Origin of the sequence: Paraburkholderia sp. EG304 (assembly GCF_046543485.1) — a bacterium.
Lineage (GTDB): Bacteria > Pseudomonadota > Gammaproteobacteria > Burkholderiales > Burkholderiaceae > Paraburkholderia > Paraburkholderia youngii.
The window spans coordinates 1-15706 of the sequence record NZ_JBKGUA010000085.1 but is presented as its reverse complement, the minus strand read 5'-3'; the positions used below and the strand labels follow the sequence as shown (position 1 = coordinate 15706).

The 15706-nt window shown below is 60.5% G+C and carries 19 protein-coding genes; 17 read left to right on the top strand and 2 right to left on the bottom strand.

Annotation, left to right across the window (positions count from 1 at the left end; translation table 11 throughout):
* Positions 1-548: 548 nt before the first annotated feature.
* The 4 genes from ACLFKU_RS39915 (at position 549) to ACLFKU_RS39900 (ending at position 4966) form a co-directional block, all read left to right on the top strand.
* Positions 549-2297: an ATP-dependent nuclease gene (locus ACLFKU_RS39915; RefSeq protein ID WP_410852891.1), complete on the top strand. Its 1749-nt coding sequence runs from the start codon at positions 549-551 to the stop codon at positions 2295-2297.
* A gap of 368 nt (positions 2298-2665) precedes the next feature.
* Positions 2666-3097, top strand: a complete 432-nt coding sequence (locus ACLFKU_RS39910) for a very short patch repair endonuclease (RefSeq protein WP_410852890.1) — start codon at positions 2666-2668, stop codon at positions 3095-3097.
* Complete coding sequence (locus ACLFKU_RS39905; RefSeq protein WP_410852889.1) at positions 3084-4307, top strand: DNA cytosine methyltransferase; 1224 nt, start codon at positions 3084-3086, stop codon at positions 4305-4307. The genes ACLFKU_RS39910 and ACLFKU_RS39905 overlap by 14 nt, the downstream gene beginning before the upstream one ends.
* Positions 4304-4966, top strand: a complete 663-nt coding sequence (locus ACLFKU_RS39900; protein ID WP_410852888.1) for an Eco29kI family restriction endonuclease — start codon at positions 4304-4306, stop codon at positions 4964-4966. The genes ACLFKU_RS39905 and ACLFKU_RS39900 overlap by 4 nt, the downstream gene beginning before the upstream one ends.
* A gap of 101 nt (positions 4967-5067) precedes the next feature.
* On the opposite strand, the gene ACLFKU_RS39895 is transcribed toward ACLFKU_RS39900, so the two are convergent.
* Together ACLFKU_RS39895 and ACLFKU_RS39890 are read right to left on the bottom strand one after the other, a co-directional pair.
* Positions 5068-6105 (bottom strand): phage portal protein, encoded by a 1038-nt coding sequence (locus ACLFKU_RS39895; protein WP_410852887.1) that lies wholly within the window; start codon positions 6103-6105, stop codon positions 5068-5070.
* Complete coding sequence (locus ACLFKU_RS39890) at positions 6102-7880, bottom strand: terminase ATPase subunit family protein (RefSeq protein WP_410852886.1); 1779 nt, start codon at positions 7878-7880, stop codon at positions 6102-6104. Before ACLFKU_RS39890 ends, ACLFKU_RS39895 begins: the two co-directional genes overlap by 4 nt.
* Positions 7881-8031: 151 nt before the next feature.
* Between ACLFKU_RS39890 and ACLFKU_RS39885 the strand changes: the two genes are divergently transcribed.
* From ACLFKU_RS39885 to ACLFKU_RS39825, 13 genes are all read left to right on the top strand, one after another.
* The gene (locus ACLFKU_RS39885) at positions 8032-9075 is read left to right on the top strand and encodes a GPO family capsid scaffolding protein (RefSeq protein ID WP_410852885.1); all 1044 of its coding nucleotides are present in this window, start codon (positions 8032-8034) and stop codon (positions 9073-9075) included.
* A 40-nt stretch (positions 9076-9115) separates the two neighbouring features.
* The gene (locus ACLFKU_RS39880) at positions 9116-10138 is read left to right on the top strand and encodes a phage major capsid protein, P2 family (protein ID WP_410852884.1); all 1023 of its coding nucleotides are present in this window, start codon (positions 9116-9118) and stop codon (positions 10136-10138) included.
* Positions 10138-10821 (top strand): phage terminase small subunit, encoded by a 684-nt coding sequence (gpM, locus tag ACLFKU_RS39875; RefSeq protein ID WP_410852883.1) that lies wholly within the window; start codon positions 10138-10140, stop codon positions 10819-10821. Before ACLFKU_RS39880 ends, gpM begins: the two co-directional genes overlap by 1 nt.
* 101 nt (positions 10822-10922) lie before the next feature.
* The gene (locus tag ACLFKU_RS39870; RefSeq protein ID WP_410852882.1) at positions 10923-11414 is read left to right on the top strand and encodes a head completion/stabilization protein; all 492 of its coding nucleotides are present in this window, start codon (positions 10923-10925) and stop codon (positions 11412-11414) included.
* The gene (locus ACLFKU_RS39865; RefSeq protein WP_410852881.1) at positions 11414-11620 is read left to right on the top strand and encodes a tail protein X; all 207 of its coding nucleotides are present in this window, start codon (positions 11414-11416) and stop codon (positions 11618-11620) included. The genes ACLFKU_RS39870 and ACLFKU_RS39865 overlap by 1 nt, the downstream gene beginning before the upstream one ends.
* Positions 11621-11635: 15 nt before the next feature.
* Positions 11636-11977, top strand: coding sequence for a putative holin (locus ACLFKU_RS39860; protein WP_410852880.1), 342 nt, complete (start codon positions 11636-11638; stop codon positions 11975-11977).
* Between the two features lie 3 nt (positions 11978-11980).
* Positions 11981-12247 (top strand): phage holin family protein, encoded by a 267-nt coding sequence (locus tag ACLFKU_RS39855; protein WP_410852879.1) that lies wholly within the window; start codon positions 11981-11983, stop codon positions 12245-12247.
* Between the two features lies 1 nt (position 12248).
* A complete protein-coding gene (locus ACLFKU_RS39850) occupies positions 12249-13067 on the top strand; it encodes an N-acetylmuramidase domain-containing protein (RefSeq protein ID WP_410852878.1) in 819 nt (272 codons plus the stop codon).
* Positions 13064-13501 (top strand): Rz-like lysis system protein LysB, encoded by a 438-nt coding sequence (gene lysB / locus ACLFKU_RS39845; protein WP_410852877.1) that lies wholly within the window; start codon positions 13064-13066, stop codon positions 13499-13501. Before ACLFKU_RS39850 ends, lysB begins: the two co-directional genes overlap by 4 nt.
* On the top strand, positions 13389-13625 hold the full coding sequence (gene lysC, locus ACLFKU_RS39840; RefSeq protein ID WP_410852876.1) for an Rz1-like lysis system protein LysC: 237 nt from the start codon (positions 13389-13391) through the stop codon (positions 13623-13625). The genes lysB and lysC overlap by 113 nt, the downstream gene beginning before the upstream one ends.
* Positions 13618-14064: a phage tail protein gene (locus tag ACLFKU_RS39835; RefSeq protein ID WP_410852875.1), complete on the top strand. Its 447-nt coding sequence runs from the start codon at positions 13618-13620 to the stop codon at positions 14062-14064. The genes lysC and ACLFKU_RS39835 overlap by 8 nt, the downstream gene beginning before the upstream one ends.
* Entirely contained in the window at positions 14052-14513 is a 462-nt protein-coding gene (locus ACLFKU_RS39830; RefSeq protein ID WP_410852874.1) for a phage virion morphogenesis protein, read from the top strand. The genes ACLFKU_RS39835 and ACLFKU_RS39830 overlap by 13 nt, the downstream gene beginning before the upstream one ends.
* A 56-nt stretch (positions 14514-14569) precedes the next feature.
* Positions 14570-15544, top strand: a complete 975-nt coding sequence (locus ACLFKU_RS39825) for an SAM-dependent methyltransferase (RefSeq protein ID WP_410852873.1) — start codon at positions 14570-14572, stop codon at positions 15542-15544.
* Positions 15545-15706: the final 162 nt, after the last annotated feature.

Below are 15706 nucleotides of genomic sequence, written 5' to 3'. Positions count from 1 at the left end.
CGATGAGCTCCTCTGGAATCGCGGGCAGCTCAGGCGGGGGCGCAGACCCTGCTTTTGGTTTGCTTGGCATACATGCTCCTTTGGGTACATGTTATGCCTTGAACACAAAATTTCTGACAGGCTCGGCTGGGATCGAACCAGCAACCCCTGCCTTCGGAGCTTTGCCGGCAAATAACACATCCTTATAAATCAAAGCCTTACGCAACTCGCAAACTACAAAATCAAGGCTGCACAAGGTCAATCAAGGCCAATCCGGGGCATCCAAGCTGCAATTTAGCTGCACACAAAGCCGACCAACCAAGCACCGCCACGCTCGCCTAATGTCTTCGCAGCAGCGTGCACCGCGACGCCGGCGAACGCCAGCCCGCCTGCCCGCTAACGTAATCCTTTCAGCTCAGATACACGTCAAATACCCCCTTCCTAGGTATTTGCAGTCGTTGAACTCCAAGTCCTCCTATCGCAGAATGACTCGCGGCTCACCCCATATTTATGCCGAATGAATAAGACGCCGCATCCCGAAAACGATCAATTTCTCCAATGAGGGCAATATGCGTTTAAATGAAGTCGTAATTCACAATTACTGTTCATGCCCGATGGTTCGCGTCGCCCTCTCCAGCTTCAATCCGATAATTGGATACAATAACAGCGGCAAATCCAATATATTGCGTGCGATTAGCTGGCTCCTTCGCAAGTCCGTCCTTCCAACGCACATGTTCCATGATTCAGCCGCCGCCGTCATGGTCGAGGGGGTAATATCCGAAGTCAACATCAATCTACTCCCTACGAATCAACGGACTCAAATTGATCCATATATCGTTGACGGAATGTTGCGATTTAGGCGTCGTCAAGATACTCCGAATGCACCTGCGGCACAGGTTAGAGTTGATGTATTCAATCCAAGCACGGATCAATGGGTCATAAACCCAACGGGATTGGATAACGCCATTGGCGTTCTATTTCCCGATCCACTTTATATCGAAGCGATGGACGACGCCGCCGATGATATTAGTCGCTTTGCAGCTAAAAATACGATAGGCCTACTCCTAAAATATACACTGGACCAGATACGGGCGAATAACGCGGCCGCGCTGAACAACGTTTTAACCGATCTACAGCAAGTCGGCGCTCATCTTAACGGCCCCAATCGAATACAAGAATTGAACACCCTGGAGGGCGACGCGACTCAAGCAATCGGTGACTTTTTCCCGGGGCTGTCTCTCCATCTGGATATACAGGCGCCATCACTTGACGACCTGATTAAGAGTGCAACCATTTCGCTGTCTGACGTACCGGGGCTTCAAAGACCATTCACCTCGTTCGGACACGGTGCACAACGAACGGTTCAAATGGCCCTGATAAAATTATTGGCGTCACAAATTAATCAGCAGGCACCGGCAGGCTCAATCACCGTACTACTCATTGACGAGCCCGAACTTTATTTACACCCCCAAGCCATTGAATTGCTGCGAGAATCATTAAAATTACTATCTCAGCAAAATTTCCAAGTCATTTTTTCGACTCACTCCCCTCTGCTGCTAGGCGCCGAAGGCGTTCTTAACACGAGCATGGTTTATAAGACGACTGTCGATGGAACCGTGGTTCGCGAAAAACTGGCTAACGCGGCGCATACGATAACCACCAACCCACATCAAGCGAGCGTGCTTTTTGCGATACAGAATGCGACATATTTAATGTTTTCAGAGATTGTTCTTCTCGTCGAAGGAAAAACCGAGATGATGATTTTGCCCACACTTTACAAGACAATCAAAGGAAGGACACTCGCTCAAGACAAGGCTTGCCTTGTTGACGGATCAAGCAGCACTTCCATTCCACCTATGATGCAAATTCTAAGGGCCGTGGGCTTCTCGCCTAAAGCAGTTGTCGACTTGGATTTTGTGTTTAAAGTGGGGCCACAAGCCGGGTTGATAGCTAATACCAATGCGGATTTTATTGCGTGTCACGCTTGGTTTGGCACGAACCAAGCAGCGGCCAATTTTCAACTCGGCGCAGACGGATTTCCAGCTAAAAGGAGCACTACGGGAGTAGTGGCCACAGTCGGACCAGAGGAAGCTTTCAGTCTGATGGCGGCGGCGATGAGCGCCGAGGTCGCACGGCTATGCGCCCACTTCCACACTCAAGGGATCTGGGTGTGGGGCAAAGGAGCGATTGAAGCTCATCTGGGTATTCCGAAAAACGACCCTGCCCGGATGGGCTTCATAACGACTTTGCAGACGAACGGAAATGCGAGTCACGCGCCCCATGAACAGGACCTTATCGATTTCGTAGCTTGGGTCTGACGCCGACAAAGGAGACCAGAGGTGCATCAAAATGCATCAGGGTTGCCGTCGTGCAATACGCGCAAAACACGGCGAAGCGTCGCTGTCGCTGTGCTCTACAGCCTTTTGCTTCGGATCGAGCCTGCTGCATTAAAACCAGCGGGCCAAGCGAAGCTCGCAGGCGGGGGGAGGACTGCGCGACGGACGTATGTCGCCGGGCCTTCATGCCGCAAATGAGCCGGACACCGCCCACCAACACGTCGTTCGACGCATGCCCTCCGGCCACGCTCGCGGTAACAACCCGGCCTCTGTTGCTATCGCTCTCGGCCCACCCGATCCAGCCTCTCGGGCGTTACAATCGCCCCGGCATTTGAGTGTGGAGGACCGTCTTGGATAGTCTTACCCCTGCGGAGCGTAGTGAGCGCATGTCGCGCATAAAGGGCAAGAACACCAAGCCAGAGCTGATCGTTCGAAGCCTCGTCCATCGCATGGGCTACCGTTACAGGCTCCACCCAAAAGAACTACCGGGGCGTCCCGACCTGGTGTTCGCCAGTAGGCGCAAGGTAATATTCGTCCACGGCTGCTTCTGGCATCGGCACGAGGGGTGCCACTTGGCGCGGCTTCCGAAATCGCGGCTAGACTTCTGGCAGCCCAAGCTTGAGGCGAACGCCGAAAGAGATAAGGCGGTCGAGCTACGACTTACCGAGCTCGGCTGGAAAGTTTTGACTATATGGGAATGTGAAGTGAAGGAAGGGGCGGCCTTGGCCTCACGCGTTAGGGCCTTCTTGGACGACACGGAGAATAACAATGAAGGCAGTTGAGCTATACGCAGGCGCGGGCGGCCTCGCGATGGGGGTCAGTCTCGCCGGCTTCAAGCCTCTAGCAGTGGTCGAATGGGACCGTTGGGCTTGCGATACGATTCGTGAGAACCAACGACGCGGCTTTCCACTGGTGGCGGATTGGCCTCTTTATGAAGGCGACGTGCGCAAGTTTGATTGGTCGAGCCTCGAAGGCGAGGAAATCGACCTGTTGGCGGGCGGCCCCCCTTGCCAACCGTTCTCGATGGGCGGCAAGCATCAGGCGCATGATGACACCCGGGACATGTTTCCGGCGACCGTGGACATCGTGCGCAAGCTACGTCCTAAGGCCTTCATCGTGGAAAACGTCAAGGGCCTCACCCGCTCCACGTTCGCCAACTATTACCAATACATCCTGCTCCAACTAGAGTTTCCGGAGGTTCCGGCACGCCGCAACGAGGAATGGTTCGACCATCTGCTGCGCTTGCAGGCGGAGCGCGCGAGCGGTCGCCAGAAGGGTAAGAAGCTAACCTACAACGTGGTCCCCACACTGGTGAACGCGGCCGATTACGGTGTCCCGCAGAAGCGCGAGCGCGTTTTCATCGTTGGCTTCCGCTCCGACCTGAACGTGGACTGGAGTTTCCCCCGCCCGACGCATAGCTACGAAAGCCTGCTACGTGACCAGTGGGTCTCCGGCGAATACTGGGATCGCCATCAAGTGGCGCGTCGCTCGCGACCAACGATGCCTGCATCGCTGGAGAGCCGCGTTCGGCGCATCGCGGGCTCACTGCCGCTTGCGAACGAACTACCTTGGCGCACCGTGCGCGATGCGATCGCCGAACTGCCAAGCCCCCTCGCGCGGACGGCAAGCCAATATCAGGATCATCGTTTTCAGCCCGGAGCACGTGTTTATCCTGGTCACACCGGCAGCCCACTTGACTTACCGGCCAAAACGCTCAAGGCCGGTGACCATGGAGTGCCAGGGGGCGAGAACATGCTCGTCAACACGGATGGCTCGGTCCGATATTTTTCGATTCGAGAGTCGGCGCGCGTGCAAACGTTCCCCGATGGCTTCAAATTCCATGGCTCGTGGACGGAAACCATGCGCCAACTCGGCAACGCAGTCCCAGTCGCTCTCGGCCATGTCGTAGCACGCAGCGTCGCGGAGCGTTTGGCGACCGTCCAGCTTGAACAATTGGCGCGGCAACGCGTAGCCGTGCGAGGGGCTGCATGACGGATTCCACTGCAAACATCATTCCGTTCAACCCCCTCGATAAAAAAAATCTCGGGGCGAGTGTCGCCGAGGCGATGCTCGAACAGAGGCCACAACCTCTTGGCGAGCTGAAGCAGTTCATTGGCGTCGGTATTTATGCCATCTACTACGTCGGGGACTTCGACGCTTACACGCCTTTGGCGGAGCGCAATCGGAACGGGGCTTTCCAGGCTCCGATTTACGTTGGAAAGGCCGTGCCGAAGGGCGCTCGCAAGGGCGGCGGTGTTGGAGAGGTACGAAGCAAAGCCCTTTACGACCGCCTGCGCGAGCATGCGGAAAGCGTTCAGCTCGCTGCCAATTTGGATATCAAGGATTTCTTCTGCCGTTTCCTGGTGGTCGACGACATTTGGATTCCTCTCGGCGAGTCACTGCTGATCGCGAAGTTTGCGCCACTGTGGAACGCTTTGATTGATGGTTTCGGAAACCACGATCCGGGCAGCGGGCGCTACAACGGGTTGCGGCCACGATGGGACGTCTTGCATCCGGGGCGTGCATGGGCTGAAAAATGCAAACCGAGGGAAGAGACGCAAGAACACATCATCCGAGACGTTCAAAATTACTTCGCGACAATCTCGTTCCCAGCGTCGCACCACGTCTTAGGACCCGACCAACAGCCGTAAGGTCGCACCTGACGGCGTCGTATCTGCTCGATCACCGCTGCCACGGGAATGAGCAAGGGCCGCGCCCCTAGTTGCCTCATGGGCGGCGTGGCGCGCCCCTTTCAGATCACCGGTTTGCCCGTGCCAATGGTGTACGGCGCGAACCGCACGACCTCGTCGCCGATCCATTCGTTGAGCTGTTCGAAGCGCCGCTGCAGCGGCGCGATTTCGTTGAGGCCGAACACCTCGGCGGCCTTGTCGGCCGCGCCAAATCCGCCGGTATTGCTTGGCACGATCCCCATGAGCTGCGGCGGAATGCGATGCGCCGCGAGCAAGTCGTCGCGCGTGACATTCTTGATGTTGAAAAACTCGTCTTTCGCCGTGACCTCGGAAACGGGAATGAGCTGGATACCGTCTTTCTTTCCGTTCGGCGCGTACATGAACAGGTTGCGGAAATTGCCCGGTCCCTTACTGCTTTTCAAGGCCTCGCGCAGCTTGTCAACATCGCTTTGACTCTGCGCCGCATCCGTCATGTACAGGATGAATCCGGCGTGCGAGCCGTTTTCGTAATAGCGCCGGCGAAACAGCGTTGACGACTCGTTGAGCCATGCCGCGTGCAGCGCGCCCAGGTACTCGGGCAGGCCGTACACCTCCTGATTAATGTCCGGCTCCATCAAGTGATGCACCGAGCCGGCCGCGAACTCGTGCTCGACCTGAAACCCGTCGATCTGAAAGAACCCTTGCAAGTCCGTCGAACGGCGCACGTATTTCGCCGGCGCACGCTTGAGCGCGAGCAACCCGCCGAGCCTGTTGCGCTGTTCCTCGATGTAGCTGTTGCCGAACACCATGTAATCGAGCGCAAGCTTGCCGAACTCGTCGCGCGATAGCAGCTTGTGCGGCTTGAACGTCGATGCGAGCACGTTGCGCTTGAAGTAGATCGCCGAACTATGATGCACGCCGGCGCGAAACGACTTGGCAAGGCCCGACCATGACACGGGCGGCTCGTACCATTTGCCGGCCGCCCATGACTGCACGTAATCGAGAATTTCGGCGCGATCCATGACGGGCACAGGATCGTCGAACGTGAAGGCCTCGGCCCTTGCCGGCGTCGCCGTGGCGGCCGGCGTCGTGCTCGATGCGTGAAAGGTGCGCTTACTCATGAAATCTCCATAAAGCCGGTATTGTTCGCGGTCATACCCTCTAGCGGCTCGTTATCGAGCGCGTGCAGGCACGCCCAGGCTAGATCGGCATGGCCTGTTTCTTCGCTGCGGCTCGCCTCATACGTGACTTTCTTTCCGCTCGCCGTCATGGTCTTTCTGATCGCCATGAACGATTGCGCTAAGTCAGTCCAGCCGGCATCGAATTCGAGCCGGCCCTTGCCGATCACCGACAAGCCCTTGAGCACGAGACGGCCCTTTACCTCGGGCGAATAGTTGAGCGCGACCACGCTCGGATAGAACTGCCTGACGAGCTGATAGACCCCTTGCCCGATGCCTGTCGTGTCGATCGCCATGTAAGCGACGGCGTATTGCTGCGTGATCTGGCGAATCGCCTCGGCCTGCGCCTCGAAATCCATGCCGCGAAACTGATGCTTTTCGAGCACGCGAAACTTTCCGCCTGGCACGGCCGGCGGGGCGACGACGACGAGGCCGGCCGAGTCGCCGGAAAGGGCAGGGTCATAGCCAACCCATACCGCGCGATAACCGAACGGGCGCGGCGCGAGCGGCTTGAAGTCGTCGGCCCATTCTTCCCACGAGTCAACCATGCAGCGTTGCAGCTCGGCGAGCGGGAAAATCGACGCGGTATCGTCGATAAACTGGCACATCAAAAGATTCGCGTATTCCTGCGCGCTGTATTCAAGGCGCAGCTCGTCGATATCGAACAGGTTGCAACCGCCGGCGACGGCATCCTCGACCGTGACGATCTGGCGAAACTGTCGATCGTCGCAGACCCGGCCGCGCGCGAGCGACGAGTGCGAGATATCGAGATGAATGTGATCGACCTTCGCGCGCCCCCTGTTGAAGTGCTCGCCACTCCAGAAGGTATAGGCCTCGTGCGTGATGCTCGACGGCGTTGAAAAGTACGTCTTTCGCCATTTCTTGTGCATCGCCATGCCCGAGGCGACCTTGTTGAGCTGGCGAAATCCCCCGACCCAAAAATATTCGTCGAAGTAGAAGTTGCCGTGATAGCTCTGCGCCGTCTTTGCGTTCGTGCCGAGGAAATAAAGAATCGCCTCGTTAGGCAAAATGATCGGCTCGCCGGTCAACTCAACGTCTGCGGCCTCGCGTGCGAATTGGCAAATGTACTGCCTGAAAACGTGCGCCTGCGCCTTGCTGGCCGATAGAAAAATCTGGTTGCGCCCCGTGCTGATCGCATCGTCTAGCGCCTCGCGTGCGAAATACCACGTCGCGCCGATCTGCCGCGACTTGAGAATGTTGCGCGTGCGCTGATGGCCGTTTCGATACCAGACCTTTTGATAGTCGAACAGCGAATCAAGAAAGGCCTCGCGAATGCGCTCGGCCTGCTCGTCGCTGATCGCGTTGCGCGCGGGGCGCTCTTTGCGCGGGGCCTTGTTGCGGGCCTCGATGTTCGGGTTTAGATCGCTCTCTTTCCCCGTTTCGCCGTATTTGCGCACACGCGCCATTCGCTCGACCTGCCGGCCGAGCAAGTCGATTTCCTTGAACTCGCTGCCGGTCTTTACCGGCTTCGCAATGAGCACCGCGAGGCGCGTTTCTAGCGACGACTCGATGCGCTCGATCGGGCTGGCGTCGGCCCATTTGTCGCGCTGTTTCCAGGCCTCAACCGTCGATCGCTTTTCGCCGATGTGTTCGGCGATCGACGTGACGCGCCAACCCTGCCAATAGAGCGCGCGCGCTATCCGGCGGGGGTCGGCATTCGATTCGAGTGCGGGGGTGATATCGGCTGTTTCGAGCATGGCCGCAAGTTTCCCGCGTCGCGCGCGCGCAAGCACGCCCGCCTATGTGTGCCGAACGCGCGAACAAACGCCGAACGTTGAGGCCTTGCGTTCGTGATCGCAATATATCAACTCACGTTGAACCATTTCCAAACCCGTTGGAGAACTAACGATGCAATCTCGCAAGCTGTCGCTAATGTCGCTCGCCGTCGCGGCGATCGCGTTTGCTTTCACGTTGGATGCACACGCGGCGACGGCCGCCGTGAGCACCATGCTCAACCATGCCGACATGCTCGGCAAGCTCGCGTCACACGGCCTCGACCTCGGCGCGGCCGGCCTCGGCGCGATGGCGATCGGCTCGACGACCGACGCGGCGAAGCTCGCGAAATCCAAGATGTTCCGCATTGCCGTCGAAGGCGCGACGAGCGACGGCCGCAACATCTCGCGCGAATGGCTCACGCAGATGGCGAAGAACTACAGCCCGGAGCTGTACGGCGCGCGCATCAACCTCGAACACTATCGCGGCATCGTTCCCGATGGCCCGTTCAAGGCATACGGCGACGTGCTCGCGCTCGAAACCCGTGACGAAAGCGGCCCGCTCGCCGGCAAGATCGGCCTGTATGCACAAATCGCACCTACCGCCGAGCTGGTCGCGCTGACGAACAAGAAACAGAAGATTTACACCTCGTGCGAGATCGACCCGTCTTTCGCCGACACGAAACAGGCGTATCTGATCGGCCTCGCCGTCACGGATAGCCCCGCGAGCCTCGGAACCGAAATCCTCTCTTTCGCAGCTCAAAACCCGGCGGCCTCGCCCTTCGCCGGCCGCAAGGTATCGCCGTCGAACCTGTTCACCGTCGCCGACGAAACCGTGATCGAGTTTGAACCCGAGGCCTCGCCCGATGCGCCGACGCTGCCGAGCCTGTTCGCCCGCGTGAAAGAACTGCTCGGCATGGCGAAGAAGAAAGAAGCGACCGACGACACGCGTTTCGCCGACCTGTCGCAAGCGATCGAAGCGACCGCAACACACGGCGCGACGCAAGCCGAGGCGACGGCGAAGCTCGAAAAGCAAGTCGCGGAACTGAGCGCGGCCCGCGAGGCCGATCGCAAAGCGTTCGACGAGCTGCGCACGCAGCTCTCGACCACCGGCAACGGCCAACCGCAACGGCCGGCCGCGACCGGCGCGGGCGCTGCGCCCATTACGACCGACTGCTAATCGGCGTCACTCCCTTTCATAGCCCCGGAGAACACAACACATGCGCAACGAAACCCGACTGGCATATGACGGCTATCTGTCCGCAATCGCCCAGCTCAACGGCATCGCACGAGCGACGGAAAAATTCGCCGTCGCGCCGAGCGTGCAACAAAAGCTCGAAACCCGCATTCAGGAATCGAGCGACTTTCTGAAGCGAATCAACGTGATCGGCGTGACCGAGCAACAGGGCGCAAAGCTCGGCCTCGGCGTCGGCGTCGGCGGCCCGATCGCGAGCACGACCGACACCTCGCAGAAGGATCGCGAAACGGTTGACGTGACCGACCTCGACGAGAACGGTTACAACTGCTCGCAAACGAACTTCGATTCGCATGTGACCTATGCGCTGCTCGACGCATGGGCGAAGTTTCCCGACTTCCAGAACCGCATCCGCGACGTGATCGTGCGCCGGCAAGCTCTCGACCGCATCGCGATCGGCTTCAACGGCGTGACGCGCGCCAAGACTTCCGACCGCACGAAAAACCCGCTGTTGCAGGACGTGAACAAGGGCTGGTTGCAGCGCATGCGCGAACAGGCACCGCAACGCGTGATGGATCACGGCGCGACGGCCGGCAAGATTGCCGTAGGCAAGGGCGGCGACTATGCGAACCTCGACGCGCTCGTGTTCGATATGGTTGCGAGCATGATCGACCCGTGGCACCAAGACGACACGGCGCTCGTCGTGCTCTGCGGCCGTGGCCTGCTGCATGACAAGTATTTCCCGATCGTGAACACCGTGCAGGCACCGACCGAGACGCTTGCCGCTGACGTAATCATGAGCCAGAAGCGTATCGGCAACATGCCGGCCGTGACCGTGCCTTTCTTCCCGGCTCACGCGCTGATGGTGACGAGTTTCGACAATCTGTCGATCTACTATCAGGACGGCGGCCGCCGTCGCTCGATCGTTGACAACGCGAAGCGCGACCGAATCGAAAACTATGAATCGTCGAACGATTCGTATGTCGTCGAAGACCTCGGCCGCGCCGCGATGGCCGAAAAGATCGAACTCGCCGCGACGGGGGCGTGATGACTAGCCCCGCCCAACGCCATTTTCAGCGCGTATCGGCGCAGCTCGTGGCGGCCTCGGCCGGCCAGGGTGAAACGCTAGTCGGTAGCGCCTATGAGCTGATGCTCGCGAAGCTCGCGACCGATCGCCGACGCCTGAAGTCGATCGCGTCGATCGAACGCAAGATCGACGTGAAGCGCGCCGAGCTGCTGCCCGAGTATATCGATTACGTCGCGGGCGCACTGAGCGGCGGGCGGGGCGCACAGGACGATGTATTGACGACCGTGATGATCTGGCGCGTCGATGTGGGCGACTACGCCGGCGCGCTCGAAATCGCCCGCTATGCGATCGAACACCGGATGACGCTGCCCGATCAATACGACCGGCCGCTCGCGACCGCGATCGCCGAGGAATTTGCCGAGGCTTCGCTTTCATCGTTCAAGAAAAACGGCCCGCCGGCCGTCGATGGCGCGCAGCTCGCCGAAGTCGCGCAGCTCGTCGCCGAGCATGACATGCACGACCAAGTGCGCGCGAAGCTGCACAAGGCGATCGGCTACACGGCCGAGCGCGCCGGCGACATTCCGGCCGCACTCGAACACCTGCGCCGCGCGCTCGAACTTGACGAGCGCGCCGGCGTGAAACAGGACATTGCGCGGCTTGAGAAAGCCAGCAATGCGACCGGCGACAACGCCGGCCGCACGTAAAGAGCACTCCCCGGCCTGGGCGGCGCCGGCTGACGATCGCAACACCTGACGGAAACGCGATCCGACGCCGGCCCACCGCCCACCTTTTCCGAGCTGATGCCATGACGACATTTAACGCGATCGAAGCCCCGACCCTCGCGCCCGAAACGGCCCCGCCGGCCGACGAGCTGATCGTCGATAACGTCGCATGGTTTCCCTCTATCGACCTGACGCACATGCGCGAAGCCGTGCGCCTCGTCGGCACCGTGACAACCGCGCGCCTGCGCGATGCCGTGATCGCCGCGATCGACGAAGTAAATCGCGAGCTGCAAACGTGGCGCGCACCGCTCGAAGTATCCGGCGTCGCCTCGCTCGCCGAGCTGCCGGCCGATGCGATCGGCGGCGAAAGCGTGCAGTTCGCCCGCTATCGGCGCGCGGTCTATTTCCTCGCACGCGCAGACCTCACCGAGAAGTATCGCGATTTCGATAGCACGAAATCGGGCGCGGCCGACGCGGCCGAAGTCGAAACGACGATCGACGCTGATCGGCGCAACGCACGGCAGGCAATTAACGATATGCGCGGCGTCGCGCGCACAACGATCGAGCTGATCTGATGCGCGTCTATGCACAACAAGGCGATACGGTCGATGCCCTCTGTTTCCGACACCTCGGCCGCACGAAAAGCGTCGTCGAAGCCACGCTAGAACTTAATGCCGGCCTCGCCAATTACGGCCCCGTGCTGCCGCTCGGCCTCGCGGTCGATCTGCCCGAAGCGCCGAACGATCAATCAACCGTCCAGCTCGTCAACCTTTTCGACTAACCCGGAGTCGCCAACATGGCCGAACCTAGCACCACCGCCCTCACCGTCGCCTCGGCCGGCATTGGCTTCGCAAGCCTGTTTCCCGGCATCGACGGCAATGCGCTGATCGGCGCTTTCACGGGCGCGGCGCTCGTCGTCGTCACGTCGAAAGACCTGTCGATCGGCAAGCGTTTCGCCTACCTCGTGATTTCACTGATCGCGGGCTATCTCGCCGCGCCCGATGTGGTGAGCCATACGCCGATCACGAGCACCGGCGTCGCCGCTTTCTTCGCTGCCGCACTGGCGATTACCGTGACCCTGCAACTGATCGAGCGCATCAAGTCTTTCGACCTGCTCGCGCTGTTTCGAAAGGGCTGACCCATGCACAACCCCCTCGCACTGATCGCACTGATCGCGTACAGCCTCGCGGCGCTGCGCATCCTTGCCTATCGCCGCGACGGCGCTCGGCACCGTCAACACGTTTCATGGGTCGCCTGGCTGCTGCTCGTCGTGCTCGGCGGCTCGGCGATCGAGCTGGCCGTGCATGCGGGCACGGTCGGCTATTTCGAAGCGGCTCGCGCCGTTCTTTTCACTGTTTTCATTTTTGGCGCGCGTGGCAATGTCGCGCGCCTGCTGCGGAGTACATGACATGATCCTGAGAAAAGGCGACACCGGCGACGAAGTGGCATTGCTGCAAAGACGGCTCACGCGCGCCGGCTTCCCGACCCCGGAAACGCACGTTTTCGACCACGCGACCGAATCGGCCGTGATGACCCTGCAGAAAGCCCGCGGCCTCGTGATCGACGGCATCGCCGGCCCGAAAACGATGATCGCCCTCGCCGGCGTCGCGCTGCCCCGGCACCTGACCGACGACGACCTCGTGAAAGCGGCCGACACGCTCGGCGTGCCCGTCGCCGCGATCCGCGCCGTCAACGAAGTCGAATCACGCGGCGAAGGTTTCTTGCCCGATGGCCGGCCCGTGATCCTGTTCGAGCGCCATGTGTTTTACAAGCGGCTCAAGGCGCGCGGCTTTGATGCTGACGCACTCGCCGCGAAGTATCCGAACATCATTTCGCCCACTCCAGGCGGATACATGGGCAAGGCGGCCGAGTACACACGCCTTGCGATCGCCGAGCGCATCGACGCCGAGGCCGCGCACGAGTCGGCGAGCTGGGGCGCGTTTCAAATCATGGGCTATCACTGGAAAGCCCTTGAGTATTCGAGCGTCGCCGATTTCGTCGCGCGCATGCAGCGCAGCGAAGGCGATCACCTCGACGCGTTCGTGCGCTTTATCGCGGCCGACACGGCCTTGCTTTCCGCGCTGAAGGGTAGGAAGTGGGCGACCTTTGCCAAGGGCTACAACGGCCCGGATTACGCGCGCAACCTGTACGACGTGAAGCTCGCCCGCGCCTATGACCGATACGCGGACATGGGAACGTCGGCCGGCCCGATGAAGGCGGCGGCATGAAGGCGATCGCCGTGCGCCTCGGCGCGATCGCGCTCGTCGTGCTCGCGCTCGTCGCCGGCTGGTTTTACGTGAAGTCGCTGCGCGCCGAGCTGGCCGAGGCACAAGACACCGCACGCACGGCACAAGAGACGGTCGGCCGGCGCGACGCGACGATCGCCGACCTACAGCACAAGGCGCGCGACAACGCCCGCGACCTCGCCCAGCTCGAAGCGAAGCGCCAGGGCATCGCGGCCGCCCTCTCGCAGTACGAAACCGACTTTGAGGCCTTGAAGCATGAAAACGACACGCTGCGCGCATGGGCTGACGGCGCTTTGCCTGACGATGTTGTGCGCCTGTACAAGCGCCCTGCGATCACCGGAGCCGACGAATACCTTTCTGCAATGCGCGCCCGTCGCGCGCTGCACGCTGCCGGCGATGGCCCCGCGCACGAATGACGAGCTGCGCCTCGCGCTCGATGCAACCGAGGCCGCATGGGGCGAATGCGCGGCCCGCGTCGATCTGATCGTGACATGCCAGGCGCGAGGCCTCGGCGCGCTCGACGAGGCCGGCCATGAATAAGGCGAACAGCCTGCGCCGTGCGCTCACGGCTGCCGTGCCCTCACTTGCGACCGACCCCGACAAGCTGCTCGTGTTCATCGACGCCGGCAACATCATCGCGACCGGCGCGCAATCGACCTCATTCGATTACGCCTATACGCTGAATGTGATGCTGCTCGACTTCGCCGGCGACGCCGATATCGTGTTCGCCGCGCTGTTGCGATGGGTCCGGCTCAATCAATCCGACTTGCTCACAAACGACGAGCTGCGCAAGGCCGGCATTTCTTTCGAAGCCGACCAACTGACACAAACGACCGTCGATCTGTCGATCAAGCTCAAGCTCACCGAAAGCGTGCTCGTCGCGACCGACGCCACCGGAGCGCAGACGATCACGCACGTTGACGAACCCGTGCCCGAGTGGGACGTGCGCGGCCTTGTGGACCCGGAATGGACGAACTAAGCGCCCTCGAATCGTGGGCCGGCGCGCTGCTCTCGCAGCTCGCCCCGGCGGCACGTCGCACTGTGACGCGCGAGATTGCGCGCGAGCTGCAACGCAGTCAACGCACGCGCATCGCGCAACAGCGCAACCCTGACGGCACCGACTACGAAAGGCGCAAGCCGCGCCCGAAAAAGCACCTGCGCGACAAGGCCGGCCGCATCAAGCGCGCGGCGATGTTCGCGAAGCTGCGGCAAGCCCGCTACATGCGCGCCGAGTCTGACGCGGCGGGCCTCGTGATCGGCTTCGCCGGCCGCGTCGCACGCGTGGCACGCGTCCACCAATACGGCGAAAGCGATCGCGTCGCGAAGGGCGGCCCGATGTACAAATACCCGGCCCGCGTGCTGCTCGGATTCTCCGACGCCGATCGCGAAATGATCCGCGACCTAGTGCTCAAGCACCTTACGGCCTAGATCGCCCGCCCGTGCGATACTTCTCGATCCTTACCCTCTCTTACAAGCAAATCAGGATGGCATCGCTACGAAACGCACTGGCCGGCATCGTGAACGCCTCGAAGAAAGCGCCGCTTATCGGCCCCGTACAGCTCGCGCTTTACGATCGTTACTGGCGCGCGAGAACCGCGCGCGAATGGTCGGCGCGGTACACGAGCGCGCCGCTCGTGATCGACGGCAACGGCTCGCCCGAACCATCGTTGAGCGATATCGCCTCGCAGCTCTGCACCGCGTCGCAATGCGTTGAGGACCGTTATCGCCGCTGGTGTCGCGAAATGAAATCGCCCGCACGCCTCGCCCGCAAGCAATGGGAATTCGTCTATACGCTCGAAGCCCTTGCGCAAGCCGGCATGCTGGCCGCCGGCAAGCGCGGCCTCGGCTTTGGCTGCGGCGGCGAGCCTCTATCGGCCGTCATGGCAAAGCACGGATGCACGATCACCGCAACCGACCTTCAAACGGCCGAGGCCGCCGAAAAAGGATGGGTCGCAACCAACGAGCACGCATCGACCCTCGAAGGCCTCAACAGTTACGGCATATGTGCCCCCCGGCAATTCGCCGAGCGCGTTTCGTTCGAATTTGCCGACATGAATGCGGTCCCCGATAAATTCGCCGGCTCGTTCGATTTCGTCTGGTCCTGCTGCGCGTTCGAGCACCTTGGTTCTATCCGTCATGGCCTCGACTTCGTGAAGAACTCGGCGCGCTGCCTCAAACCCGGCGGCGTCGCCGTCCACACAACCGAATTCAATCTCTCGTCGAACGACGAAACGCTCGAAGATCCCGGCTGCGTGATTTTCCGCCGGCGCGACATGGAGTTACTACGCGACGAGCTGGAAGCGGAAGGCTATGCCGTCGCACCGTTCAATTTCAATCCCGGTAGCAAGCCGGTCGATCACCACATCGACGCCCCGCCCTATGCTTCGTCGCCGCACCTGAAAATCAAGCTCGAAGGCTACGTTGCAACGTCGATTGGCCTGATAGTGACGAAGCCGTAAGCGATCAAGAGAACCGCCAAAAGCCCCTATATTTAGGGTAATGCCGTTCAGTTAAGACCTGAACGGCATTTTTGTTTTTAGGGTTGGAGTTGTAAACAGAACGGCAAGCTGTTAACTTTGGTCGCGATGCTGAGCGACCACCTTACCTTCCTGCTCGATGCA